Below are 25,388 nucleotides of genomic sequence, written 5' to 3'. Positions count from 1 at the left end.
GGTGCGTACGGACGGGACGGGCGGCGTCAGAACTTGATGCCGCCGAGGAGGCTTGCCAGGCTCTCGCCGCCTGCCTTGATGCTCGGCGCGATGGCCGTGCTGGCCATGTAGAAGCCGAACAGGGCCGAGACCACGGCGTGCGACGCCTTCAGCCCGTCCTTGCGGAAGAAGAGGAAGACGATGATGCCGAGCAGGACTACGCCTGACATGGACAGGATCATTTGGGTTCTCCTGGTTCGCGGGGGACAGTCACCATGAGTACTTCCAGGATCACAGGATGTATCCATACTATAAAAGGTGCAACTGGGTGAAATACGGCCGATTTCCCCCAGCCGGCGGAAGGCCTGGTGGCTGCCTGAGCAGGAGAACTGCGTCGAACGGGTCTGTCTCTGATCTTTGCCGCCGACGGGATCGGTCATGTTTCCGACGAGCCAGTACGCTGGCGATTCACCTGAACGGTTGTAGTGAGAGGCGGACCGGCCGATGAGCGAAGCCCCCGACCCCGAGGTCGTGGAGCTGGCGACCAAGGTCTTCGATCTTGCCCGCGGAGGCCGGACCGAGGAGCTCGTGGCGTACGTCGACGCGGGCGTCCCGGCCAACCTCACCAACGACCGCGGCGACTCCCTGGTGATGCTCGCCGCGTACCACGGCCACGCCGACGCGGTCCGGGCCCTGCTGGCCCGCGGCGCCGAGGCCGACCGGATCAACGACCGAGGTCAGACCCCGCTCGCCGGGGCGGCCTTCAAGGGCGAGACGGACGTCGTCAGGGTCCTCCTCGAGGCCGGCGCCGACCCTTCGCAGGGGACGCCGTCAGCCGTCGACACCGCTCGCATGTTCGCCAGGGCGGAGCTGCTGGAACTGTTCGGCGTGCACTGAGCCGACCGTCCTGAGCAGGTCAACGGAAGTTCCTGACCAGGTAAATCGACGACCACGGGGGAGGCGGTACAAGGCCGCCGGAAATTTCGGTCGCGGCAGGCAGAACAGGCGGGTCATCATGACGTCGTGATTCACGGACGCGATGGCCGGGCAGCTGTTGCCGCACCGCGCGGGCCGTGATGCGGTCCGCATGGGCCACCGACGAGAGGCAGAGGAAAATGGTCTACAGCAAGCAGGAAACGGCGGGCGCCCCGACGTGTTGTCACGCGGCCAGGTAATGCACGTCCCCGGTTGCGTCGACGCTTGATGTGAGGCTGTTTCCCATGTTCGATCCGGTCATAGCGCCCAGCGGTACGCTGCTCGGCCTGCTCCAGAGGGGCCGCGGCGACGGCACGTTGCACGCGCTCACGGCACCGCGGGCCGAGGCGCTCGCGGCGCTGAACCACTGTGTGCTGCGGGACCCCCGCCACGACTGGCAGGTGGAGAACCGCTCCCTCTACTACGCCCGTCTCTACCTCGACCTGCACGGCGAGCTGGACGAGATCGAGGCCCACCTCTTCGACGCCGAGGACTCCTTCGACACCGAGGAGTCCCGCACGGGCCTGGCCCTGGCCGTCCTCGGCCACCTCGCCTCCTACGGCAGGCGGGAGGCCCTGGTCCTGCTGCGCCGGTACGCGGCCTCGGGGGCCAACTGGGCCTGGGCCCTCGACGAACTCGCCCTGCGCGACGACGACGCCGGTCTGCGAGCCCTCGCGGCACCCGTGCTCGCACGGTTCGCCACCGATACCGAGGGCGAGGCCGAGCTCGCCGCCGCCGTACGGGACGCGTTCGAGCCACGGCCCTGGCGGCTGTGGGCCGACGATCCCCGCGAGTACGTCTCCACGCGCGTGCGTGCCGCTCAGGAGGCCGGCTGTTTCGACCGCTGGCAACGGCAGCTGACTCCGAGCGGACCCCGCCCCGGCTGGAGTGTCCAGGCCGTCTTCGACTGGGCCCAGCAGGGCGTCGAACGCGGAGCGGCGCTCCACGTCCCCGCCGCCCGCTGCCTCTCCGCCGTGGCCGGACCCGAGGACCGACCGGAGATCGTGCAGGCGGCCAAGGACGGCACCGAGGGAGCCCGGTGCACCGCCCTGCGCTACCTCGCCGACTTCAACGACCCCGACGCCCTCGTCCTGATCGAACAGGCCGTGATCACCGGCTCCACGCCCGTCGTCGAAGCCGCCGTCGACGCCTTCGAGCGGATGCGCAGCGTCGCCGCCGTGGACCGGGCCCGCGGCTGGGTCCACCGGCCCGACCCGCTGGGCGCCGCGGCCGGCCGCATGCTCGCCTGCCGGGGCGGCACCCAGGACAGCGACCTCGTCCTCGGCGCCCTGCGCGAGGCGGTACGCGGCGAGGGCTGCGACGCGCGGACCCTGTGGACGCTCGTCGACGGCGCGGGACGGCTGGGCATCGTCTGCGCGGCGCCCGTGCTGCGCCACATCTACCGCGAGACGGCCTCGTCCCATCTGCGCGGCCGCTGCGCCCGGGCACTCGCCGCCACCGACCCCTCCTACGCCACCGGCTTCGCCGTCGAGTGCCTCTGGGACTGCGAGGAGGGCACCCGCGAGATCGCCGCCCGGCACGCCGAGACCGGTGACGCCCGGGTCGTGGAGCGGCTGCGCCGGCTCGCCGCCGATCCGGCCGAGGAGGCGGAGGTCCAGACGGCCGTACGGAGCCGCATCGGACCGGACGCCGCGTCCGCCATGTGAATGCCGGGGCCGGCCGCCGCCCGAGGGGAGCCTGGCGGCGGCCGGCCCGGCAGACGAACACGCGACGCCTGCCGGTCCGACCGGCAAGGAGCAGGGCCACGTCGTCGTCGCCACCGCGTTCGGTGGGAACGACGACGTGGCCCTGCTCCACCTGCACGCCGCGCAGGGCGCCTGGCTGACCGACCGGGCGATGGGGGACCGCGGACCGCTTCACCCCGGGGAACGGGGCCACCGGCAACGGGGCGCGCGCTCGCGCGCGGTGGCGGCTGGGGTGGGCCTCGCGACGGGCCCCCCGTCCTCGGCCGCGCCCGGGTTCCCGGCGCCGACGGCCTCGGCGAGCCTTCGGTGGCTGGTGACCGCGGGGACCGGCTGGGTGGCCCGGCGGTGCGCCGACCCGCTTCCGCAACCGCCCACGCCGACCGCCGACCGCCGACGGCTGCGGCACCGCGCGCGGGGGACGAGCGCCCGGCTTGATCCGCGGCTCGCCGCGCTCGCCGCGCTCGCCGCGCTCGCCGCGCTCGCCGTGGCGGAGCGGCAGCCGGACGCCGCCTGGAGCCCGGCGGGCGCCGCCGGCGTCACCTTCGGCGTACGGCCACGAAGCGGACCGGCGTTCCGGGCACGGCCTGGGCTGCGGCCGCGAGATCGCCCGCGCGGACGACCCCGATCACCGGGTAGCCCCCGGTGGTGGGGTGATCGGCCAGGAAGACCACCGGCCGGCCGGCCGGCGGAACCTGTACGGCGCCCATGACCATGCCCTCACTGGCCAGCTCACCGCTCCGGGCCCGCTCCAGAGCGGGCCCCTCGGTGCGCAGCCCGATGCGATTGCTCGCCGAGGACACCTGGAAGGTCCGCGAGGTGAAGGCGCGCAGCGCGTCCGGCGTGAACCAGTCGTCCCGCGGGCCGAGCGTCACCCGAAGGACCAGTTCGGCCGGCGGCGCCGGCTGCGGGGCGACGTCCACGCGCGCGTGCAGGACGCGTTCGCGCCCCACGGGCAGGACGGCGCCGTCCGTGAGCGGCGCCGGACCGAGGCCCGAGAGCAGGTCCGTGGAGCGGCTGCCGAGGACCGGCTCGACGATGACGCCGCCCGCCAGGGCCACGTACGTGCGCACTCCGGAGACGGCCGGTCCGATGTCCAGGAGGGTCCCCGCGCGCACCCGCACGGGCGCGCCCCAGGCGGCCGGCCGGCCGTCCACGGTGACCCGGCAGGGCGCGCCGCCGACCGCGACGGTCATGTCGGAACGCGGCCTCAGCGCACAGCCGCTGAGCGTCGTCTCCAGGACGGCCGCGTCGGGCTCGTTGCTCACCAGCCGGTTGACGAGGGCCGCCGCGGGCGCGTCGAGAGCGCCGGAACGGGGCACGCCGAGATGCGCGTGTCCCGGGCGGCCCCGGTCCTGCACCGTGGTGAGCGCCCCGGAGCGGACGACGAAGACCGCGCGGTCGCTCACGGCGTGCCCACCGGTCCCACCGGTCCCACCGGTCCCACCGGCACCGCGGGTCCTACGGGGACGAAGCGCACGCGTGTGCCCGGCGACAGCAGCGCGGCCGGCACGCGCGTGTGGTCCCACAGCACCGCCTCGGTGCTGCCGATCAGCTGCCAGCCGCCCGGTGAGGAGCGCGGGTACACACCCGTGTAGGGCCCGGCCAGCCCCACCGAACCGGCCGGCACGGCGGTGCGCGGGGTGGCCCGGCGCGGCACGTCGTAGCGCGGAGGCAGACCGGTGAGGTAGCCGAAGCCGGGCGCGAACCCGCAGAAGGCGACCCGGAACTCGGTGTCCGCGTGGATGCGGCCCACCTCCTCCCGAGGTACGCCCCACAGGGCGGCGACCTCGGCCAGATCCGGGCCGTCGTAACGGACCGGGATCTCCACGGCGGCCTGCTCGCGCGGGGGAACGGGCGGTACGTCCGACGTGGCCAGCTCGGACGCCAGCCGGCCGGGGTCGGTCAGCCCGTCCAGGAGGACGGTGCGGGCCGCCGGGACGATCTCGCGGGCGCTGAGCAGCCCCGCCGAGCGGCGCCGCAGCAGCTCCGCGTGCAGGGCCTCGGCCTCCGCGCCCGACGCCAGCTCGACGAGCAGGGCGTCGTCGCCGACGGGCAGGACACGCACGCTCATGCGAAGGCCTCCACCCGTACGCCCGACTCCTCCAGCCCACGCCGGACCCGGCAGGCCAGCTCCACCGCGCCGGGTGTGTCGCCGTGCAGGCACAGCGAACGCGCGTGCACCGCGATGGACGGTCCCGCCTGGGAGGCGACCTGACCGAGGCGGGCCAGGCGCACCGACCGTTCCACGACGGCGTCCGGATCGGTGACCACGGCCCCGGCCCGGCCACGGGGCACGAGCGTGCCCTCCTCGGTGTAGGCACGGTCCGCGAAGGCCTCCGGGACGGCCGGGAGCCCCGCCCCTCGGGCCAGCTCCAGCAGGCGTGAGCCGGGCAGCCCGAGAACGGGCAGCGCGGCGTCGGCGAGAAGTACCCCGTCGATCACCGCGCCCGCCTGTTCCTCGTCGTGCACGACCCGGTTGTAGAGCGCGCCGTGCGGCTTCACGTACGCCACGCGCGCGCCCGCCGCCCGGGCGAACACCTCCAGGGCGCCGATCTGGTACGCCACCTCGGCGGCCAGTTCGGCGGGCGGCACGTCCATGGCGCGCCGCCCGAACCCCGCCAGGTCCCGGTAGGAGACCTGCGCGCCGATCGTCACGCCCCGTTCGGCCGCCAGCTCGCACACCCGGCGCATGGTGACCGGGTCTCCGGCGTGGAAGCCACAGGCCACGTTGGCGCTGCTGACGACGGACAGCAGGCGCTCGTCGTCGGTCAGCCGCCAGCGGCCGAAGCCCTCGCCGAGGTCGGCGTTCAGATCGATCGCGGTCGTCGCGGTCATGGTTCCTTCGTATCTCCTTCTCAAGCCACGCGGTACTGCTCGTCGCGGGCGTCGGTGAGGAACATCTGTCCCGGCGCGTGGGTGAGGGCGAACGGCGGGCGTGAGGCCATCACCGCGGCCTGTGGGGTCACGCCGCAGGCCCAGAACACCGGGATGTCGTCCGGCGCGGCTTCCACCGGGTCCCCGAAGTCGGGCCGGCCGAGATCGTCGATGCCCAGTCCCGAAGGATCGCCGCAGTGTACGGGGCCGCCGTGCACCGCCGGGAGCAGACTGCTCTCCCGGATGGCCGCCGCGAGATGCTGCGGCGGCACCGGCCGCATCGACACCACCATGGGGCCGTGCAGCCGCCCCGCGGGCCTGCACGGGCGGTTCGTCACGTACATCGGGACGTTGCGCCCCTGTTCGACGTGGCGGATCGGGACACCCGCCCCGGACAGCGCCCACTCGAACGTGAAGCTGCACCCGATCAGGAACGACACCAGGTCCTCACGCCAGTACGCGCGCACGTCCGTCGGCTCGTCCACCAGCTCGCCGTGTTCCCAGACCCGGTAGCGCGGCAGATCGGTGCGCAGGTCGGCGCCCTCGGCCAGCACGGTCGTCCAGGAGCCGGTGTCCGTGACGTCGAGGACGGGACAGGGCTTCGGGTTGCGCTGGCAGAACAGGAGCATGTCGTACGCCCAGTCGGCGGGCACCGAGATCAGGTTGACCTGTGTGTGTCCGCCCGCGACCCCTGCGGTGGGGCCCGCCAGGCCCGCCCGGAAGCGGGTCCGGGCGGCGGCGGGGCTCCACGCGTGCGCGTGCTCGTCGAGGAGGGTGACAGGACGGTCGTCGACGAGGGGTGGACGGCGGTCCTGCGAGAGGATCGGACGGTTCATTCCAGTTCCTTCCCGCGGGTCTCCGGAAGTCCCAGCAGCGCCAGGGCGGCGATGGCGTAGCCGATCGCGCCGAAGACCAGGGCGCCGCCCACGCCCCAGCTGTCGGCCAGGAAGCCCACCGTGGTGGGGAAGACGGCGCCCACGGCGCGGCCGGTGTTGTACGTGAAGCCCTGTCCCGTGCCGCGCAGAGCCGTCGGGTACAGCTCGCTCAGGTAGGAGCCGAAGCCGCTGAAGATTGCCGACATGCAGAACCCGAGCGGGAAACCGAGCACGAGGAGCACGGTGTCCGCACCGGTCGGGATGTTCGCGTACGCCAGGATGCACACCGCCGAGAGCAGGGCGAACAGCCAGATGTTGCGGCGCCGGCCCAGCCGGTCGGTGAGGTGGCCGCCGGTGAGATAGCCGAGGAAGGCTCCCGAGATCAGGAAGGTCAGATAGCCGCCGGTGCCGACCACCGACAGGCCGCGCTCGGACTTCAGATACGTCGGCACCCAGGTCGCCAGGGTGTAGTAGCCGCCCTGCACACCGGTGGAGAGCAGGCCCGCGAAGACGGTCGTCCGCAGCAGCGGTCCCTTGAAGATCGCCGGGAACGAGCCCTTCTCGGCGCTCTGCTCGCGGGCCGCGGTGGCCTCCGGCGCGTCCTGTACCCGGCGCCGCATCCACACCACGAGCAGCGCGGGCAGGGCTCCCGTCCAGAACATCACGCGCCAGGCGACGTCGTCGCCGAAGAAGGAGAAGACCAGCGTGTAGGCCAGTGCCGCGAGGCCCCAGCCGACGGCCCACGAGCTCTGGACCGCGCCGAGGGTGCGGCCCCGGTGCTGCGCGCTCGCGTACTCCGCGACCAGGATCGCGCCGACCGCCCACTCGCCGCCGAAGCCGAGGCCCTGAAGGGACCGGAAGACCAGCAGCATCTCGTAGCTGGGCGCGAAACCGCAGGCGACGGTGAAGACCGCGTAGGTGATCACCGTGATCATCAGGGCCCGGACCCGGCCGATGCGGTCGGCGAGGACGCCCGCCACGGCGCCGCCGATCGCGGAGGCGACCAGGGTGACGGTGGTGAACAGGCCGGTCTGGCCGCTGTCCAGGCCGAAGTACGCCGCCAGCGCGACCATGCTCAGCGGCAGCGTGAAGTAGTCGTAGGAGTCGAGGGCGTAGCCGCCGAACGCGCCGGCGAAGGCGCGGCGGCCGCGCGGACCGAGGGCCCGCAGCCAGGCCAGGGCGCCGTCGTCGGGCGCGTTCTCGGAGGTGGCGGGCCGGATGTCGGTGGCCGGGGTCCGGGGTGGGAGGGGCGTGCTCATGGGGGCACCTCGCGGTGGGAGGAGGGGTGCTGGGAGTGAGCCGTGCCGTGCGGAGGCGGTCGCCGCGGTGGGGACGGGCGGGGCCATGAGAGGAAGGTAGAGGATCGTTGAACGATCCTTCAATACCCACGTTGTTTCGTTCCCGTGTCTGCGGTTGAATTCCGGGCATGGCAGAGCAGCTGGCGGGACTGGCCGACGACCGCGCCCTCCTGGGCCGCACGAGCACGGCCGAACGGGTTTCGGACATCCTCAGGAGCCGCATCGCCGAGGGCTATTTCCCGCCTGGCACGCGGCTGTCGGAGGACAGCATCGGCGGGGCGCTCGGCGTTTCCCGCAACACGCTGCGCGAGGCGTTCCGGCTGCTCACCCACGAACGCCTGCTCGTCCACGAGCTGAACCGGGGCGTGTTCGTCCGGGTCCTGACCGTCGAGGACGTCGAGGACATCTACCGCACGCGCGCGCTGGTCGAGTGCGCCGTGGTACGCGGGCTGGGAGAGCCGCCGTACGCGCTGGAGGGCCTGCGGGCGAGCGTCACCGAGGGGCAGATCGCGTCCGTCGAGAGTGACTGGAAAGGGCTGGGCACCGCCAACTTCCACTTCCACCGCGAACTGGTGGCCCTGGCCGGAAGCGTGCGCACCGACGAGCTGATGCGCAGCGTCTTCGCCGAACTGCGCCTCGCCTTCCACCTCGTCGACGAGCCACGCCGGCTGCACGAGCCGTACCTCCAGCGCAATCGCCAGATCCTTCAGGCCCTCCAGGCAGGTGACAAGGCGGAGGCCGAGCAACTGCTCACGGTCTACCTCGAGGATTCCCTGGCAAGGGTGGTCGAGGTCTACCGGCGAAGGGTCGGGGAGGACCGCGGCCTGTAGCGGCGCGGGGAACCGCGCGGCAGGCCCGCACCGGCCCGCAGACGGAACACGGCCGGTGGCCGCACCGGCCCGCAGACGGAACACGGCCGGTGGTCGCCCGCCCGGCCGCCGGAGGCGATCCGCCTCGTTTGGGTCGATGTCAGACCGAGGACCTAGTCTGTGCACCGTGACTTCGCCTGTGTCGACGGACCGTGTTCCGCCCCAGCTCAGCGCGGGGCCGCGCCCCGCACCGGGCCCGGCCGCCGACGAGGGGCTGGCGCGGCGGCTGCGCGCGCTCGCCTGCACCGCGCCGATCCACGACCTCGACGCGCGCAAGGCCAACCTCGCCGGTGAGTACTCCGTCTACGGCATGGCGGAGATCGCCCTCGCCGCCATCGACCTCGTCACCCTCAACATGGACTTCGACACCGGCGCGGACCACGACCAGATAGTGGCCCGCCTCATGCCGCGCATCGCCGCGCAGGCCCCGCGGCGACCCGTCGCCGAGCACGAGCGGGTGGCCCGCTGGGTCCTGGAGAACCTGATCAACGTCGGCAGCGTCGACCGCGGCTTCCGGGCCATGTACGGGACCTTCGCGCCGGACGGCACCTACGTACGCCGGGACTACGACTTCAAGCTCATCGAAGAGGTCCCCGGATACGACGGCGCGGTCTACCTCCGCACGACCGACGAGGCGGTCAACGTCCTCGTCGGCGCCCTCGACACCGACGTCACCAGCGCGCAGATCGCGGCCGAGGTCAAGCTCGAGGTGCTCGTCAGGCGTGGCCGTCTCGCCGACGCCCAGCTGGCCGCGGAGCAGGCCCGCTATCGCACCGTGCAGTACTCGGAGACGCTGCGCCGCGCCCTGGAGGCGACCCGGCGCAACGTGCGCGCGGTGGACTGGCTCAACGCCGTACCCGACATGATCGCCGAGGCCCTCGACCACGTCGCCGACCGCTACCGCCACGAGAACGCGATCCTCACCAACATCCGCAAGGCACGCGACGAGATCGAGGACGCGGAGAACAAGCGACGGGCCGCCGAGCTCGTCGACATCGTGAAGGACTGCATCCGCCGGCACACCCAGCTTCAGTCCCGGCTGCTGGAGGCCGGACCGCTGTTCCGCGCCGAGCAGGACCGGCAGGCCTTCGCCACGCCCAGGACGTCCTCCGGGATCGACCTCTACGGGCACCTCGTCACACCCGTGCTTCCCTTGCCGCTGGAGCAGGCGGTCCGGGTCACCGACGCGTTCTTCGCCCACGGCACCGGATTGCGCACGCCGGTGTCGGTGCGGGTGGGCGATCTCGTCGACCTGCTGCTGACGCCGCCGGTGGAGCGGGAGCACCTGGGGGCGGAGATGCCGGAACCGGACCTCATCGCGACGCCGGACGACAGCCGGTTCAGCGAGGAACAGCTGGCGATGGCCAAGGAGCTGCTCGATCTGCCGGCGGACGCGCCGCGACGGCTTTCGGGACTGCTCGAGGAGGCCCGCGCCAAGGACGGCGAGGAGCTGGCCTACCTGGTGGCACTGCTGGCCGTGCACGCCGCCAGCCCGGCCGTGGGCACCGCCTACCGCCAGGGCGAGGAGAAGCTGCTGTTCGCCGTGGACGACGGCAAGGAACTGGACGACCCGGGGTTCGGCGGGGCCGATCTCATCGTCGGCACCGCCCTGCTGGACGCCGCGGGCATGGCGGCGGACCGCACGGAGGCGGCATGAGCCGGGTCGGGAACCGAGTGGACGAGTACCGCGACACCAAGGAGCCGAAGCTGTGACCGAGCACGTCGAGTGGAGCGATACGGAGGCCCCCGCCCCGGCGGTGAACGCCCCCGTCACCCCCGCCGACGCCGCCGACGCGGCGCGGCTCGTCGCCTTCGGGCTGCTCCCCAAGTTGCAGCCCGCGCGGGACCAGGAGTACGCGGACCTGCTCCGGAGGTACCGGGAGGATCCGGCGTTCGCGCGGCTCGCCGACGCCGTGGCCGCCGGACTCGGACTGATCGTGCTGGAGGTGTCCCCGCGCGCGGGGATGGCGGTGACCGCCGCCGAGGACTCGGTGTTCGCCGTGCGCATGGGGGACTACGCGCGTCGTACGTCCGCCGACGGCGGCGACCGGTTCCTGCACGGGCTCGCGCATCTCTCGGTCGCCGCGATGGCGTTCCCCCGGCCGGAGGACCTGGCCGACGACGGCTACATCGGCCGGGTCAGCGTCAACGGAGTCGACGCCTTCGTCCGTCAGGCCTGCCGTCGGCTGGAGGAGCGGGCGGAGGAGCAGGGCGAGAACACCGACCCGGCCACCGACGCGCCCGGACTGGAGGCCGCCTGGCGGATCTGGGCCAGACGCAGCTCCACCGGCGCCACCAAGGACGCGCGCAGACTCGCCGGTTCGACGACCGGCATCGTCGGCAAGGCCGTCGCGTTCCTCACGGACTCCGGCTTCCTCCAGCGGACCGGTGACGACGGCGGCGGCACCTACCGGACGACCGCCCGCTATCAGCTCCAGGTGCGTGACATGGCGGGTGGTGCGGCCATGGCCGAGCTGCTGGAGCTGGGCGTCGTCCCGGTGACCGACGGCTCGCCGACGCTGCTGCCCGCCGAGGAGACCGACGACCTGGATCTGGTGGCCGACGCCGGTCTGCCGTTCCACTCCTGACGCTTCAGAGCCACAGGGCTTCCGAGCTTCAGCCCTGGAGAGCTTCAGGACCACAGAGCCTCAAAGCTTCTGAGCTCACGGGCCCTCGGTCCCCGAGCTCGAAGCGCCTCCCCCCTCCGATCTGCCGAAGACTTACGAGAGTCCGCCATGTACGAGCTGTCCCGGGTCCGCCTCTACTCCATCGGGCCTGCCGGTGCGCGCTACGCCGACACCGTGCTTGACCTGCGGGGCGTGGGCGACATCGTGCCCGACCCCGCCCCGACGCAGGCGGAGTTCTTCGCGGAGGAGCCCGTCGGCCCGCCGCGCCGGCCGGCGCCCGCGGGCGTGCTCTTCCTGGAGAACGGCGGCGGCAAGTCCGTCCTTCTCAAGCTGATCTTCTCGGTGATGCTGCCGGGTCACCGCAACACCCTCGGCGGCGCCAGCTCCGGCGTGCTGCGGAAGTTCCTGCTCGCCGACGACTGCGGACACGTGGCGCTGGAGTGGCAGCACGTGCTCACCGGCGAATGCGTCGTCGTCGGCAAGGTGAGCGAGTGGCGCGGGCGGCAGGTGTCCAACGATCCGCGGAAGTTCGCGGAGGCCTGGTACTCGTTCCGGCCCGGGCCCGGGCTGAGCCTGGACAACCTGCCCGTCGCCGAGTCCACGGCCGTACGCCCGCCCGTCGAGGGCGCCTCCGGCGCGCAGGGGCGCCGGCGCACCATGAAGGGCTTCCGGGACGCCCTCACCGAGGCGGGTAAGGCCTATCCGCACCTGGAGGTGCACTGGGAGGAGATCCACGACCGGTGGATCGAGCACCTCGGCGAGCTGGGCCTGGACCCCGAACTCTTCCGCTACCAGCGGGAGATGAACGCCGACGAGGGCGAGGCCGCCGGCCTCTTCGCGGTCAAGAAGGACTCCGACTTCACCGACCTGCTGCTGCGCGCGGTGACCGACACCCGGGACACCGACGGGCTCGCCGACCTGGTGAGCGGCTTCGGCAACAAGCTGGGCCGCCGTGCCGAGCTGATCGCCGAACGGGACTTCACCGCCGGTTCGGTGGACCTGCTCGGGCGGATCGTCGAGGCCGCCGAGGCGCGGGCACGCGCGCGTGACGTCCACGCCGGCGCCGAGCGCCGCACCCGCGCGCTGGCCCGGCGGCTGTCCGCGCGCGGCCGGCGGGAGAAGGCGCGGGCCGGTGATCTCGCCCAGCGGGTGACGGCGGCCGCCCACGCCGTCACGCACTCCGAGAGCGCACGCGAGCGCAGCGCCCTGATCGCGGCTGAACTCGCTTTCCGGCACGCCTCGTTGGCGCTCGCCGGCGCCGAGAAGTCCGCCGCGGCGCAGAAGCGCGAACTCGCCGACGCCCGCACCCTGCACTCCGCCTGGCAGGCCGCCGAGGTTGTGCTGCGCCACCGTGCCGCCGCCGACCGGGTCGCGCGGGTCTCCGCCGCGATCCAGGAGGCGGAACGCGACGCCGCCCCCGCGCTCGCCGCCCGCGCCGAGGCCGCCGTCGACCTCGTACGGGCCCTGCACGCGGCCGCCGAGAACGCGGAGGCCCTCGCCGACGAGGAGGAGGAACGCTCGGCGGCGCTCCAGGAGGTCGGGGAGTCCGCCCACCGGGACTCGACGTCCGCCGCCACCGACGCCCAGCGCGCCCGCAGCGAGGTCGGGCACCTGCGTCAGCGCCTCTCCGAGGTCGAGCAGGAGACCGCCGAGGCCGTACGCGCGGGCTGGCTCGACGACAGCGCGCCCGACGCCGACCCCGCCCGCGCCGCCCTCGCCGCCAGCGACGCCGAGAAGAGCGCCGTCGCCGCCTGGGACGCCGCACGAGACGCCGCACGCAGGGCCGCGGACCATGCGCGTGAAGCCGCCTCCGCGGAGTCCCGCGCCGAACTCACCGCGGCCCGGGCGGCCGACGCGGGGACGGCCGCGCACCGCTCCTACGAGGCCGAGCGGCGGCTCGCCGAGTCCCTCGCCGGTGAGGAACGGCTCGCGGAGCTGCTCGGGCTCACCGGCGGCGGGGCCCGCCCGCGGATCCCGCAGCCACGGCGGAACGGCGAGCCCGACGACGACTGTCTGCTGACCCCGGAGGACCTGGACCGCTGCGCCGACGAACTGCGCGGCCTCCTCGACGACGCCGTCTCCTCCGCCGAACGTCAGCTCTTCGAGCTGCGGACCGCGGCCGCCGACGACTCCCGCATCCTCGGCGCGCTCGGCGACGGGGGACTGCTGCCGCCCGGCCCGGACGTGCTGGCCACCGTCGAGTTCCTCGGCGAGCACGGCATCCCCGCCCTGCCCGGCTGGCGCTACCTCGCGCAGGCCGTCGACCCCGTCGACCACGCGCGTGTGCTCGCCGCCCGGCCCGAACTGGTCGACGGCGTGATCATCACCGACCCCGCCTCGCACGCACGCGCGCGTGAGGCGCTCGGTGACGCGGCGCTGCTGCCCCGGTCGGCCGTCGCCGTCGGTACGGCCGCCGCGCTGTTGGCGCCGACCCCGGCGGCCGACTCCCGCAGCGGTGACGTCTTCCTCGTCCCGCCGAACCCGGCCATGCACGACGAGCACGCCGCGGACGAGGAACGCCAGGCCCTGCGCGCGCGGGCGACCGAGCGCGACGAGGACATCCGGCGGCTCGCGGCGCGGCTCGGCAAGGACCGGGAGCTGGCCGCCCGGCTGACGTCCTGGCGTACCGGCTGTCCCGCCGGGCGACTCACCGAACTGGCCCGGTCGGCCGAGGAGGCCGCCGCGTTCGCCGAGGAGTCCGAGGCCGAGCTGTCCGAGGCGCGCACCGTGCGCGCCGAGGCCGACGAGATCGCCGCCGAGGCGGCCCAGGTGCGCGACGAGCGCCAGGAGGCCGCACAGCGGGCCCGGCGGGCCGCCGACGCCCTGGCCGGTCTCGCCTTCCGGCTGCGTGAGCGCGCCGGCTGGCAGGTCAAGGTGCGTGAACTCGCCGACGAGGCCGCCGAGTCGGAGGCCCGCGCGCAGGCCTGCCTGGAGCGCGCCCGCGCCGCCGACGAGGACCGCCGCGGCGCCCAGCGCGCCGCCGACGACGCCCGCCGTACCGCGCGGGCGCTGCGCGCCGAACGAGCCGAGATCGCCGGCGCCCCCGACGAGCTGCCGGAGGGCGGACCGGAGGCGGCCAGGGCGTCCCTGCCTGCCCTGCGCGAGGCCTACCGGGCGGCGTCCCAGCTGTACGAGCAGGTCGGCGTCGGCGCGGACCTGCGCGCCGAGCAGGCCCGCGCGGAGAGCGACGAGAGCGGGGCCCGCACGGAGCTGGACCGGCTCAGCAACAAGGTCCGCACCCGCGCGGAGCAGTTGCTCCAGTCGCCCGACGGCTCCGACGGGCCGTCCCGGCAGTCCGCTTCCGCGCGCGCGGAAGAGCTGGTGCAGCTCCTGGAGACCCGTATGTCCACCGCCAGCGAGCAGCTCGGGCGGCTGCGCGGCGAGGCCGAGCGGCACGCCCCCGAGGACGGCGAGACCCACACCGAACTGCCCGAGGAGCTCCGGCCGCGCGACGCCGAGCACGCCCAGGCGCTGCTGCGCACCGCGACGGCCGAACTCGCCGCCCGTTCGGAGGCCTTGGACCAGTCCCGCGCGGCCCACGCCGAACTGCTGGCCGGCCACCGCGCCGCCGAGGACGCGGTCGGCGGCTTCGACGAGATCGCCGCGATGCTCCGGGACCTGCTGCGTGAACACATCTCCGAGGAGGAGCAGGAGGAGCCGGAGCCCTACCCCGGCACCCTGGAGGAGGCCCGTCGGTCGGCCGCCGAGGCCCGCCGATCGCTGCGCGGCTGCGCCACCGAGCTGTCGGCCGCCGAGTCCGCCGTCCGCGAGGCCAGTGACATCCTCGTCCGGCACGCCAACTCCACGCGCTACGAGCAGGTCCGCACCCCGGCCCGCCAGCAGATCCGTGAGCTGCCCGCCTCGGCGCTTCCCGAGCACGCGCAGAAGTGGGCGAACGCCTTCGCGCCCCGGCTGCGGGTCCTGACGGACGAGTTGGAGCAGCTGGAGCGCAACAGGGACTCGATCGTGGACCGGTTGCGCGGGCTCGTCGAGTCCGCGCTCGCCACCCTGCGCTCGGCCCAGCGGCTCTCCCGGCTGCCCGAGGGGCTCGGCGAGTGGTCCGGCCAGGAGTTCCTGCGCATCCGCTTCGAGGAGCCCGACCAGAGCACCCTCACCGAGCGGCTCGGCGAGGTCGTCGACGAGGCGACCCGGGCGGCCGTGAAGAAGAACTCCGATCTGCGGCGCGACGGCATGTCGCTGCTGCTGCGCGGGGTCGGTGCGGCCCTCCAGCCCAAGGGCGTCGCGGTCGAGATCCTCAAGCCGGACGCCGTACTGCGCGCCGAGCGGGTCCCCGTCGGTCAGATGGGCGACGTGTTCTCCGGCGGCCAGCTGCTCACCGCCGCCATCGCCCTGTACTGCACGATGGCGGCCCTCAGGAGCAACGACCGCGGCCGGGACAAGCACCGGTACGCCGGCACGCTGTTCCTCGACAACCCCATCGGGCGCGCCAACGCGACCTATCTGCTGGAACTCCAGCGCGCCGTCTCGGACGCCCTCGGGGTGCAGCTCCTCTACACCACAGGTCTGTTCGACACGACGGCCTTGGCGGAGTTCCCGCTGGTCATCCGGCTGCGTAACGACGCCGACCTGCGGGCGGGCCTGAAATACATCAGCGTCGAGGAGCACCTCCGACCGGGTCTGCCGCAGCAGGCCCCGGCCGGAGAGGACGAAGCGGCGCAGGTGCGCAGCGAGATCACGGCGACCCGGATGTACAAGCGTCCTGCGCCGAACGCCGGTTGATCAGCCGTCCGCCGGGCGGTGGTCCTCGAGCACACCGGTCCGGTGCCGTTGCACGAACCAGTAGTAGGCGAAGCCGCCGCCCGCGATCACGGCGACGAACAGGACGGCGCCCCACCGCAGGTACCAGTGGAACGGCGCCGCCGCGTTGTAGACCGAGGCGCGCGGCCAGATCAGGTTGGTCGTCATCGCCGCGCCCCACACCACCGCGACGATGTTGACGAGGAGCCCCCAGCGGCCGAGCGAGAACTTCCCGTCGCTCGCCGGATGCCACCTGCCGCGCAGCCGCGCCACCAGCATCGGCCCGGTCACCCCCAGGTAGGCGAGGTAGATCATGACGATGCCGATGCTGGTGACGACCGTGAAGATCTGCGGCTGGCGGATGTTGACCACGAGGATCACCAGCGCCAGCACACCGATGATCACGGTCGGCAGCACCGGCGTCCGGAAGCGCGGGTGGCACTTGGCCAGCCGCGAGGAGCCGGGCAGGTTGTTGTCGCGGGCCATCGCGAACGCCAGCCGGATCGCCGCCGTGTGCACGGCCAGGGCGCACACCGTGACGGCGATCAGCACACACCACAGCATCGCCTTGCCGGCCGTCGGACCGAGCACGTCGAGCACGACGTACTGGAGCCCGTCGGTGGACAGCTTCTCGCCCTGCAGACTGGAGACGCTCATCAGCGCGAGCAGCAGGACCAGTCCGCCGAGGACGAAGGAGGCGACGATGGCCCGGATGATCGCGCGGGGCGCGTTGCGGGAGGGTTCGATGGACTCCTCGCCGAGCGACGCGGCCGTGTCGAAGCCGTACATGACATACGCCGAGGCCAGCGAGGCCACCAGGAACGCGCCGAGATACCCGGCCCCGTGACCCGCTCCCGTGCCGTTGGTCTCCAGGACCACCTGCGGGCCGCGGGTGATGTGGACGGCGAACAGGACGATCAGTACGACGGTGGCGATCAGCTCGATGAACACACCGGCTGTGTTGATCGTCGCCATCAGCTTGACGCCGAAGGCGTTGACCAGCGTGGTGAACACAATCAACACGGTGGCCAGGACGACCGCGTTGGTCGCCACGTCGTACGTTCCGGTGCCGTCTCCCACGAACTGGAAGAGCGAGGAGATCTGCGGCAGCGTCAACTGGTAGGCCAGCGCCACGGCCGCGATCGACACGATCGAGGCGGTCAGCATCATCCAGCCCGCGAGCCAGCCCAGATGCGGATTGCCGATCTTCTTCGACCAGTTGTAGACGGACCCCGCGACCGGATAGCGGGCGGCCAGCTCCGCGAAGCACAGGGCGACCGTGAACTGGCCGACGAACACCATCGGCCAGGACCACCAGTAGGCGGGGCCGCCGCTGCCGTAGCCGAAGTAGAAGAGCTGGAAAGTGCCGGTCAGGATGGAGATGTAGCTGATGCCCGCGGCGAAGGTGTGGAAGCTGCCCAGCGTTCGCCTGAGTTCGGGTCGGTAGCCGAACTCGGCGAGCTCGGCGTCGTCCTGCTGCGGGCCTGGCGGACGCTCGGCTGTCGTCATGGGCGGACTCCCGGTGCTCGGAGGAGACCAGGCAATCACCGGCGCGGTGAGCCCGCGAGATCATCGCCGACCGCGTCCGTTCACACGCCGCGAAGAACTGCGCTCACCCTGTGAACGGGCGGGCCCGACCGGGAGGCGTGTCAGCGCTCCCCGGCCGGTGCCGCGCCCACCACCTCAGGAGTGGGACAGCTGCCCGGCCCCGCCCTGCCTGCGTATCCGCTCCTGCGCGCGCTCGGCGGCCTGTGCCTGCCGGTGCGCCCGGCGGCGCTCCCGCCGCAGGGAACGCGCGGTGCTGCTCGGCGCCGACACCACGCCGTTGCGCTGGTTCCACACCTGTCGGGTCACCCAGACATCCAGCGCGCCCCAGGTCGCCAGCACCGTACTGACGACGCTGCTGATCACCATCGGGAACGCCAGCCAGGACCCGGCCAGGGTGCACAGGAAGGCGACCATCGCCTGTACCAGGGTCGCGGCGATGACGAGTACTGCGCGCACCGCCGCCGTACGCACCGGGTCGGGCATCCGGCGGCGCCGCGCGGATTCCTCCACCCACAACGGGCGGGAGGCCGCCTGCCCCTGCCCCTGTCCCTGCGCCTTGGCGGCCGTGCCGCGCCCGGCCGTACCCCGTCTGTCCGTCGGGCTGTCGCGCCGCCCCGACGTCACGTGCCCTTTCGCCGGAAGGTCGCGCTCCGGTACCTCGGGATCCCGCAGTGCCGTACCACCCGCCGCCGCGTTCAACTCGGGCGCCTCACGCCGCTCCGCCGTGCCCATCACTGTGTCACTCCCCACCGCCAGCAGACCGCTCGCCTCCGAGTCGAAGACCCGGTTCCCCAGTGGCTGCCCGGCTTGCGCTGTTTTACGCCGCCCGGGTGCGGCAAACGGCTCGTGTGGCCGATTCCGCACCCAATTCCCAATGAGTAGGACGAACGACATGCCCCGAAGATTCCCCCGTTGCGAAAAATTCTGGCCAACTCGTGTGCGCGACCGACCGGATCCGGCCGGGTCCGAAGGAGCGGATCCCGGGCGGCAATCTCCCGTAATGACCGGACAACACGCCATGTCTCGCCCACGGGGCGGAAGTTCAGCTTCCGGACACCTCTTCGAGTTCACTGTGCGTCGGTAGTAGGCTCGCGCCGTTTGTTGACGCACATGCGTACCCCCTGCCGGTGGGGGTTCGAGCTGGGGGAGGCCATGCGCTTTCGCGGGAAGTCGATCCGCCGGAAGATCGTGGCGCTGCTCCTCGTGCCGCTGGTGTCCCTGACCGCCGTCTGGGGCTTCGCCACGGTACTCACGGGGCGCGAGGCCGGCCGTCTGTTCACCGTGTCGTCCCTCGTCGAGAAGGTCGGCTATCCGATCGAGGACACCGTCCGCGTCGTTCAGCAGGAACGCCGCCAGACCCTCGTCTACCTCGCCGACCCCCGGGCCTCCGACGCCCTGTCCGCGCTGCGCCGCACCCGGACCGCCACCGACGAGGCACTCGCCGAGATCCGCGGCAACGCCCAGGACCCCGACGTCCGCGACGTCCTGGACGAGGACGACGGAGAAGGACTGACCGCGGTGCTCGACGCCTTCGACGGCGTCGACTCGCTGCGCCGAAGCGTCGAGGAGGGCACCGTCACCCGAGCGCAGGCCCTCACCCTCTACACCCAGCTGATCGACCCCTGTTACGCCCTGCTGGCTAAACTGGACGTCGTCGACAGCGTGGAGATGGACAAGCAGTACCGCGCGCTCGTCAGCGTCGCCCGAGCACGTGAACTGCTGTCCCGGGAGGACGCCCTGCTCGGCTCCGCGCTGGTGGTGGGCCGGCTCAGCCGCGAGGAGATCCGCGAAGTCTCCGACTTCGAGGCCCAGCGTGAGGTCGTCTACGACATCAGCCTCGCCCAACTGCCCACCGCGGAGCGCGAACGCTACGAGAGCTTCTGGAGGAACGCCACCACCGCCCCGCTGCGGACCGCCGAACAGGCCGTCGTCGGCACTACGCCCGGCGACATGCCCCGAGGCGTCAGCGCCAAGAACTGGGACACCGCGGCCGGAAACGTCCTCCTCGAACTCGGCGCCCTGGACGAACAGGCCAACGACCGCTATCAGGACAGGGTCCGCCCGGTGGCGATCGAGGTCATCGTCAAGGCGGTCGTCGCCGGCGTCTTCGGGCTCGTCGCCCTGCTGGTCTCCCTGTTCCTGTCCGTACGCGTCGGCCGTGGCCTCATACGCGACCTGCGCCAGCTGCGGGTGGAGGCCCACGAGGCGTCCGGAGTACGGCTGCCGAGTGTGATGCGCCGTCTGTCGGCGGGCGAACAGGTCGACGTGGAGACCGAGGTCCCGCGGCTGGAGTACGACAAGAACGAGATGGGAGAGGTCGGCCAGGCCCTCAACACCCTCCAGCGCGCCGCGGTCGAGGCCGCCGTCAAACAGGCCGAACTGCGGTCCGGGGTCTCCGAGGTGTTCGTCAACCTGGCCCGCCGCAGCCAGGTCCTGCTGCACAAGCAGCTCACCCTGCTCGACACCATGGAGCGCCGCACCGAGGACACCGAGGAACTCGCCGACCTCTTCCGCCTCGACCACCTCACCACCCGCATGCGCCGCCACGCCGAGGGCCTGGTGATCCTCTCGGGCGCCGCCCCGTCCCGCCAGTGGCGCAGGCCGGTACAGCTCATGGACATCGTGCGCGCCGCCGTCGCCGAGGTCGAGGACTACGAACGCATCGAGGTCCGCCGGCTGCCGCGCCTCGCCGCCACCGGCCCGGCCGTCGCCGACCTCACCCACCTGGTGGCCGAACTCCTGGAGAACGCCACGGTGTTCTCCCCGCCGCACACCGCGGTCCAGGTGTTCGGCGACCGGGTCGCCAACGGCTTCACCCTCGAGATCCACGACCGCGGCCTCGGCATGGCGCCCGAGGCTCTCCTGGAGGCCAACCTCCGTCTCGCCGAGACACCGGAGTTCGAGCTGTCCGACACCGACCGCCTCGGGCTGTTCGTGGTCAGCCGGCTCGCCCAGCGGCAGAACGTTCGCGTCTCCCTGCAGCCCTCGCCGTACGGGGGGACGACGGCCATCGTCTTCATCCCCGAGGCGCTGCTCACCGACGACGTCCCCGACACCAACGGCATCGGCTTCCGGCTCGACCGCCCCCGGCCCCCGAAGGACGCGGACGCGGAGACCCGCAGGACCGCCCTCTCGCCGGCATCGGTGCAGCTTCCCGGAGTGCCCGCCTCGGTGCTCGACGGTCCGGTCGAACTGGAGGCGCCCGTCGGCCTGGACGCCCTCGGCGACTTCCCGGCCGCCCTGGACGAGGACGACGACGGCGGTGGCCTGTTCCGCCCGAGGCGCTCCCTCGCCCGCGCCGAGGACGAGCCGTCGGCGAAGATCGTCGACCAGCACCACCGGCTGCCCGACAGCCCCGGCGAACCCCATGGGCCGCTGGCCGACGACCCGGCCGCTCCCGTACCGCTGCCGCCCGGTCGCCGCATGCCCAAGCTGGTCAGTTCGCACGGTCGCCCGGTCCCGGAACACCGGCCCCGGCGCGCCGAGACGGACACGGAACCCCCGGCCAGGCCCGGTCCCCGGCGCGTGGAGAGCGACGGACCGGCACCGCTGCCGTCGCGCCGGCGCGGCACGACGGCACAGATCCCCCGCAGCGGTGGCGCGAGCGAGCGCCCCGGCCACGGGGCGCCGGAGCCGACCCAGCCCCCCGCCCTTCCGCAGCGCACGCGGCAGGCCGCGGCCCGCCCCGGCGGCACGCCCGAGGGTGCCGACACCGCGTCCGGCCCGACCGGCGACCCGGCGTCCGGCGGACCGGGTGGCGGGTCGGGTGGCGGCGGGTCCGACGGGAACCGCGGCGGTGCGCGGGGCGTTGACCCGGGGAGCGACACCGGGAACCAGGCAACCGCGCCGCGTGGCAGCGGCTCCGGCACGGGTGCGCTGCCCCGTCGCGTACGGCAGGCCAACCTTGCCCCGCAACTGCGGCAGGGCCCGGCCCCGCGCGAAGAGGACCGAGCCGACCCCGCGGACCGGGACGCGGACGAGGTACGCAGCCGTATGGCCTCGCTCCAGCGCGGCTGGCAGCGCGGCCGCGTAGAAAACGCCGCGGGCGACGACGCCCACAGCGGCGCAGCACCACAAGGAACGAACAAGGGGGACGGTCGATGACCGCACCGAAGGCGACCGGCCACAGCACCACCACCAGCAACGGCCAGCTGAACTGGCTCCTCGACGAACTCGTCGACCGCGTCGCCAGCATCCGCAAGGCCGTCGTCCTCTCCGGCGACGGCCTGCCCACGGGGGTGTCCACGGACCTGACCCGTGAGGACGGCGAGCACCTGGCCGCCGTCGCCTCCGGGTTCCACAGCCTGGCCAAGGGCGTCGGCCGTCACTTCGAGGCCGGCAGCGTCCGCCAGACCGTCGTCGAACTCGACGACGCCTTCCTGTTCGTCACGGCGGCGGGTGACGGCAGCTGCCTCGCCGTCCTCTCGGACGCCGACTCGGACGTGGGGCTCGTGGCGTACGAGATGACGCTCCTCGTCAAGCGGGTCGGCGCACATCTGGCCACGACCCCACGCACCGATCTGCCCTCGGGCGGGTAGTGGGACGGCATGAGCACAGACGGTCAGGGAACAGGTCACTGGTTCGACGACGAGGCCGGACCCGTCGTCCGCCCGTACGCCATGACGCGCGGCCGCACCACCAGTGCGGTCCAGCACCGTCTCGATCTCATCGCGCTGGTCGTCGCCGAGCCCCACGCCGAGGACGCGGACACGGATCCGTCGCTGTCCCCTGAGCACGTGGACATCGTGGATCTGTGCCGGGAAACACCGCAGTCGGTCGCCGAACTCGCCGCCGAACTCGATCTGCCGATCGGCGTCGTACGGGTCCTCGTCGGCGACCTCGTGGACGCGGAGTTCGTCCACGTGAACCGGCCGGTACCCCCTGCCGAACTGCCGGACGAGAGTATTCTGCGCGACGTGATCAACGGCCTCCGAGCGCTGTGAGCGGCGCGGAAGCGAGGTGAGGACGTGACCGTTCGGCGGTGGTGGGCGCACCGGGACGGTGCCTCACCGACCTGCCGGCGCCGCCCGGACGGCCACTTGCCGACGCACGGACCGCCGTCGGAGAACCCCCAGTCAAGCCATCAAGCAGGAGAAGAGACCGATGATCTTCGGGCGTTCTGAGCGTGGCAAGCCCCCGGTCGAGCCCGTCACGCTCAAGATCCTCGTGGCCGGCGGTTTCGGCGTGGGCAAGACCACCCTGGTCGGGGCGGTCAGCGAGATCAAACCGCTGCGCACCGAGGAGTACCTCACCGAGGCGGGCCGCCCGGTCGACGACACGACCGGCGTCGAGGCCAAACACACCACTACCGTCGCTATGGACTTCGGGCGTATCACCCTGCGCGAGGACCTGGTGCTCTACCTCTTCGGGACGCCCGGCCAGGAGCGGTTCTGGTTCATGTGGGACGAGCTCTCCGAGGGCGCGCTCGGCGCCGTCGTCCTCGCCGACACCCGTCGGCTCCAGGACTGCTTCGCCGCGGTCGACTACTTCGAACGGCGCTCCATACCCTTCCTCATCGCCGTCAACTGCTTCGAGGACGCCGCCCTTTACCCCGAGGAGGACGTCCGAAGCGCCCTCGACCTCGATGACGGCATACCCGTGGTGCTGTGCGACGCCCGCGACCGAAGATCGGTGAGGGACGTTCTGGTCGGCGTGGTGCAGCACGCGATGGACCTCGGGGCGGAACGCCGCCAGGCGATCACCACCTGAGACGCCCGCGCGGCCCGTACCCCCGCCGACAGGGGTACGGACCGCGGCTCAACAGGACGCACGCGCGCGTACTAGCCCTCGCCGTCCTCCAGCCAACCGAAGCTCTTCTCCACGGCCTTGCGCCAGTTCCGGTACTCGCGGTCGCGCACCGACGCCTCCATCGCGGGAGTCCACTCGGCGTCCTTCCGCCAGTGCGCCCTGAGTTCGTCGAGGTCGTTCCACACGCCGACGGCGAGCCCCGCGGCGTAGGCCGCGCCCAGGCAGGTGGTCTCGGAGACCCGGGGCCGGATCACGGGCACGCCGAGCACGTCCGCCTGATGCTGCATCAGCAGGTCGTTCTTGGTCATGCCCCCGTCCACCTTCAGCGACGTGATCTCCACCCCCGAGTCCTGGAACATGGCGTCCACGACCTCGCGCGTCTGCCAGCTCGTCGCCTCGAGCACCGCACGCGCGAGATGCCCTTTGGTGACGTAGCGGGTGAGGCCGGTGACGACCCCGCGCGCGTCGGAGCGCCAGTACGGCGCGAACAGTCCTGAGAAGGCGGGGACGATGTAAGCGCCACCGTTGTCGTCGACACTCGCCGCCAGGCTCTCGATCTCGTCAGCCGTACGGATGATGCCTAGCTGGTCCCGGAACCACTGCACGAGCGCGCCCGTGACGGCGATCGAACCCTCCAGGCAGTAGACGGGCGCCTCACTGCCGATCTTGTAGCCCATCGTCGTCAACAGTCCGCTCTTCGACGGCACCGGCCGGTTGCCGGTGTTGAGCAGCAGGAAGCTGCCCGTCCCGTACGTGTTCTTCGCCGTGCCCACGTCGTAGCAGGCCTGGCCGAACACCGCCGCCTGCTGGTCGCCCAGCGCCGAGGCGACCGGCACACCGCCGAGCTGGCCCACGGCCGTGCCGTACACCTCGGCAGAGGACCTGATCTCCGGCAGCATGGCCTCCGGTACGCCCATCGCGGACAGGATGGAGGCGTCCCACTGGAGGGTCTCCAGGTTCATCAGCATCGTGCGGGAGGCGTTGGTGACGTCGGTGACGTGCCGGCCGCCGTCGGTGCCGCCGGTGAGGTTCCAGATGAGCCAGGAGTCGATCGTGCCGAAGGCGATCTCGCCGCGCTCCGCGCGCGCCCTGAGACCCGGCACGCTGTCGAGCAGCCAGGCCGCCTTCGGTCCGGAGAAGTAACTGGCCAACGGCAGTCCGGTCCGCGCGCGGAACCGGTCCTGCCCGTCGGATCCCCCGAGCTGTCCGCAGAGCGCCGCGGTGCGGGTGTCCTGCCACACGATCGCGTTGTGCACCGGCTTGCCGGTGGCGCGGTCCCACAGCACGGTCGTCTCGCGCTGGTTGGTGATCCCGAGGGCGCTGATCCGGTCGGCGCGCAACCCCGCCTTGGCGATCGCCCCGGCGACCACGGCCTGCACCTTGGACCAGATCTCTGTGGCGTCGTGCTCCACCCAGCCGGGCTTGGGGAAGATCTGACGGTGCTCGCGCTGGTCGACGGCGACGATCGCGCCGTTCCGGTCGAAGACGATGCAGCGACTGGAGGTGGTGCCCTGGTCGATTGCGGCGACGTACTTCTCGGCGTTGTCCGTCATGGCTACCCCTTGGGCTGATTCAGAAGGCTGCGTGGATGACTGCTGCGGCGGTGCGGCGGCGGTCGGACGACGGATGCCGGGGTCAGGGCCGGGTGGGCGTGTAGGAGGCGTCCGGAGCCTGGTTGCGGGATCGGCGGCAGAGCCGGGTGGGCCGACCGAGGGACCGATGCCGAGGGTGACGGCCCGATCGAAATACCCGTCCGACAGCGGGGCGGCGGTGCAGGCGCCCGCCGGCACACCGGACCCGGAGGTCCGAGTCCGAGAAGGGCTGAGGACATCGGCGGGCCAGACTCCCGCGCCGGAGAGAACGGGGACCGTGGTACCGGTGATTTCGCCGACGCATATCTCTCCGTCGCTCATGGCGGCTCCTGGGCCCGGCCCGGGGCGGATCGACCCCGGTGCTCCGTGCAGGGTGCGGTTCCCGTGGCTGCTCGGGCCGGGGCAAGGACATCGCGCGCCCCGCCCGGCGTCCGTGACGCGCGTGCCGTCGTAGCCGAATCGCCCTCGGGGGAGGGGCCCTCCCGGGGAGTCCACAAGGCGCGTGACTGAATACGCCGAGAATGTACGGCGATGTCGGC

At 72.6% G+C, this 25,388-nt stretch carries 19 protein-coding genes; 10 read left to right on the top strand and 9 right to left on the bottom strand.

What is annotated here, in order from left to right:
• Positions 1–26 precede the first annotated feature (26 nt).
• The gene (locus tag QF030_RS09195) at positions 27–221 is read right to left on the bottom strand and encodes a hypothetical protein (RefSeq protein ID WP_020128927.1); all 195 of its coding nucleotides are present in this window, start codon (positions 219–221) and stop codon (positions 27–29) included.
• Positions 222–483: 262 nt separating this feature from the next.
• Between QF030_RS09195 and QF030_RS09190 the strand changes: the two genes are divergently transcribed.
• Both QF030_RS09190 and QF030_RS09185 read left to right on the top strand, forming a co-directional pair.
• Positions 484–876 (top strand): ankyrin repeat domain-containing protein, encoded by a 393-nt coding sequence (locus QF030_RS09190; RefSeq protein WP_307162163.1) that lies wholly within the window; start codon positions 484–486, stop codon positions 874–876.
• Positions 877–1,199: 323 nt separating this feature from the next.
• Complete coding sequence (locus tag QF030_RS09185) at positions 1,200–2,621, top strand: HEAT repeat domain-containing protein (protein WP_307162162.1); 1,422 nt, start codon at positions 1,200–1,202, stop codon at positions 2,619–2,621.
• 575 nt (positions 2,622–3,196) lie between these two features.
• Here the strand turns inward: QF030_RS09185 and QF030_RS09180 are convergent.
• From QF030_RS09180 to QF030_RS09160, 5 genes are read right to left on the bottom strand one after another with little or no spacing between them, the layout of a single operon-like run.
• Positions 3,197–4,066: a 5-oxoprolinase subunit C family protein gene (locus QF030_RS09180; RefSeq protein ID WP_307162161.1), complete on the bottom strand. Its 870-nt coding sequence runs from the start codon at positions 4,064–4,066 to the stop codon at positions 3,197–3,199.
• On the bottom strand, positions 4,063–4,725 hold the full coding sequence (locus QF030_RS09175) for a 5-oxoprolinase subunit B family protein (RefSeq protein ID WP_307167518.1): 663 nt from the start codon (positions 4,723–4,725) through the stop codon (positions 4,063–4,065). Before QF030_RS09175 ends, QF030_RS09180 begins: the two co-directional genes overlap by 4 nt.
• Before the next feature lie 2 nt (positions 4,726–4,727).
• Positions 4,728–5,495 (bottom strand): LamB/YcsF family protein, encoded by a 768-nt coding sequence (locus tag QF030_RS09170; RefSeq protein ID WP_307162160.1) that lies wholly within the window; start codon positions 5,493–5,495, stop codon positions 4,728–4,730.
• A gap of 20 nt (positions 5,496–5,515) precedes the next feature.
• Positions 5,516–6,370 (bottom strand): putative hydro-lyase, encoded by an 855-nt coding sequence (locus tag QF030_RS09165; RefSeq protein ID WP_307162159.1) that lies wholly within the window; start codon positions 6,368–6,370, stop codon positions 5,516–5,518.
• A complete protein-coding gene (locus QF030_RS09160) occupies positions 6,367–7,668 on the bottom strand; it encodes an MFS transporter (protein WP_307162158.1) in 1,302 nt (433 codons plus the stop codon). Before QF030_RS09160 ends, QF030_RS09165 begins: the two co-directional genes overlap by 4 nt.
• Positions 7,669–7,835: 167 nt before the next feature.
• On the opposite strand from QF030_RS09160, the gene QF030_RS09155 reads away from it, so the two are divergent.
• From QF030_RS09155 to QF030_RS09140, 4 genes are all read left to right on the top strand, one after another.
• Positions 7,836–8,537 (top strand): GntR family transcriptional regulator, encoded by a 702-nt coding sequence (locus QF030_RS09155; protein WP_307162157.1) that lies wholly within the window; start codon positions 7,836–7,838, stop codon positions 8,535–8,537.
• Positions 8,538–8,703: 166 nt separating this feature from the next.
• Positions 8,704–10,233 carry a hypothetical protein gene (locus tag QF030_RS09150; RefSeq protein ID WP_307162156.1) on the top strand — a complete coding sequence of 510 codons (1,530 nt, stop codon included), beginning with the start codon at positions 8,704–8,706 and terminating at the stop codon, positions 10,231–10,233.
• 52 nt (positions 10,234–10,285) lie between these two features.
• The gene (locus QF030_RS09145) at positions 10,286–11,164 is read left to right on the top strand and encodes a hypothetical protein (RefSeq protein WP_307162155.1); all 879 of its coding nucleotides are present in this window, start codon (positions 10,286–10,288) and stop codon (positions 11,162–11,164) included.
• A 147-nt stretch (positions 11,165–11,311) separates the two neighbouring features.
• Positions 11,312–15,943, top strand: coding sequence for a hypothetical protein (locus QF030_RS09140; RefSeq protein WP_307162154.1), 4,632 nt, complete (start codon positions 11,312–11,314; stop codon positions 15,941–15,943).
• Here QF030_RS09140 and QF030_RS09135 read toward each other — a convergent pair whose 3' ends face one another.
• Positions 15,944–17,470 (bottom strand): APC family permease, encoded by a 1,527-nt coding sequence (locus QF030_RS09135; RefSeq protein ID WP_307162153.1) that lies wholly within the window; start codon positions 17,468–17,470, stop codon positions 15,944–15,946.
• Between the two features lie 174 nt (positions 17,471–17,644).
• Positions 17,645–18,241 carry a hypothetical protein gene (locus QF030_RS09130; RefSeq protein WP_307162152.1) on the bottom strand — a complete coding sequence of 199 codons (597 nt, stop codon included), beginning with the start codon at positions 18,239–18,241 and terminating at the stop codon, positions 17,645–17,647.
• A 420-nt stretch (positions 18,242–18,661) separates the two neighbouring features.
• Between QF030_RS09130 and QF030_RS09125 the strand changes: the two genes are divergently transcribed.
• From QF030_RS09125 to QF030_RS09110, 4 genes are all read left to right on the top strand, one after another.
• Positions 18,662–21,613, top strand: a complete 2,952-nt coding sequence (locus tag QF030_RS09125; RefSeq protein ID WP_307167517.1) for a sensor histidine kinase — start codon at positions 18,662–18,664, stop codon at positions 21,611–21,613.
• A complete protein-coding gene (locus QF030_RS09120) occupies positions 21,610–22,047 on the top strand; it encodes a roadblock/LC7 domain-containing protein (RefSeq protein WP_307162151.1) in 438 nt (145 codons plus the stop codon). Before QF030_RS09125 ends, QF030_RS09120 begins: the two co-directional genes overlap by 4 nt.
• A 9-nt stretch (positions 22,048–22,056) precedes the next feature.
• Positions 22,057–22,452, top strand: a complete 396-nt coding sequence (locus QF030_RS09115; RefSeq protein WP_307162150.1) for a DUF742 domain-containing protein — start codon at positions 22,057–22,059, stop codon at positions 22,450–22,452.
• Positions 22,453–22,612: 160 nt separating this feature from the next.
• A complete protein-coding gene (locus tag QF030_RS09110; RefSeq protein ID WP_307162149.1) occupies positions 22,613–23,218 on the top strand; it encodes a GTP-binding protein in 606 nt (201 codons plus the stop codon).
• Positions 23,219–23,289: 71 nt separating this feature from the next.
• Here the strand turns inward: QF030_RS09110 and glpK are convergent, their stop codons facing one another.
• Complete coding sequence (glpK, locus tag QF030_RS09105) at positions 23,290–24,810, bottom strand: glycerol kinase GlpK (RefSeq protein ID WP_307162148.1); 1,521 nt, start codon at positions 24,808–24,810, stop codon at positions 23,290–23,292.
• Between the last annotated feature and the right edge of the window lie 578 nt (positions 24,811–25,388).

Source organism: Streptomyces rishiriensis (assembly GCF_030815485.1).
GTDB classification, from domain to species: domain Bacteria; phylum Actinomycetota; class Actinomycetes; order Streptomycetales; family Streptomycetaceae; genus Streptomyces; species Streptomyces rishiriensis_A.
This window is presented reverse-complemented; position numbering and strand designations above follow the sequence as displayed.

Bases quoted from the DNA above. Each gene is read 5' to 3' on its own strand.
- QF030_RS09195 (WP_020128927.1), bottom strand. From the start codon at position 221: ATGATCCTGTCCATGTCAGGCGTAGTCCTGCTCGGCATCATCGTCTTC.
- QF030_RS09190 (WP_307162163.1), top strand. From the start codon at position 484: ATGAGCGAAGCCCCCGACCCCGAGGTCGTGGAGCTGGCGACCAAGGTC.
- QF030_RS09185 (WP_307162162.1), top strand. From the start codon at position 1,200: ATGTTCGATCCGGTCATAGCGCCCAGCGGTACGCTGCTCGGCCTGCTC.
- QF030_RS09170 (WP_307162160.1), bottom strand. From the start codon at position 5,495: ATGACCGCGACGACCGCGATCGATCTGAACGCCGACCTCGGCGAGGGC.
- QF030_RS09165 (WP_307162159.1), bottom strand. From the start codon at position 6,370: ATGAACCGTCCGATCCTCTCGCAGGACCGCCGTCCACCCCTCGTCGAC.
- QF030_RS09160 (WP_307162158.1), bottom strand. From the start codon at position 7,668: ATGAGCACGCCCCTCCCACCCCGGACCCCGGCCACCGACATCCGGCCC.
- QF030_RS09155 (WP_307162157.1), top strand. From the start codon at position 7,836: ATGGCAGAGCAGCTGGCGGGACTGGCCGACGACCGCGCCCTCCTGGGC.
- QF030_RS09140 (WP_307162154.1), top strand. From the start codon at position 11,312: ATGTACGAGCTGTCCCGGGTCCGCCTCTACTCCATCGGGCCTGCCGGT.
- QF030_RS09135 (WP_307162153.1), bottom strand. From the start codon at position 17,470: ATGACGACAGCCGAGCGTCCGCCAGGCCCGCAGCAGGACGACGCCGAG.
- QF030_RS09130 (WP_307162152.1), bottom strand. From the start codon at position 18,241: ATGGGCACGGCGGAGCGGCGTGAGGCGCCCGAGTTGAACGCGGCGGCG.
- QF030_RS09125 (WP_307167517.1), top strand. From the start codon at position 18,662: ATGCGCTTTCGCGGGAAGTCGATCCGCCGGAAGATCGTGGCGCTGCTC.
- QF030_RS09120 (WP_307162151.1), top strand. From the start codon at position 21,610: ATGACCGCACCGAAGGCGACCGGCCACAGCACCACCACCAGCAACGGC.
- QF030_RS09115 (WP_307162150.1), top strand. From the start codon at position 22,057: ATGAGCACAGACGGTCAGGGAACAGGTCACTGGTTCGACGACGAGGCC.
- QF030_RS09110 (WP_307162149.1), top strand. From the start codon at position 22,613: ATGATCTTCGGGCGTTCTGAGCGTGGCAAGCCCCCGGTCGAGCCCGTC.
- glpK (WP_307162148.1), bottom strand. From the start codon at position 24,810: ATGACGGACAACGCCGAGAAGTACGTCGCCGCAATCGACCAGGGCACC.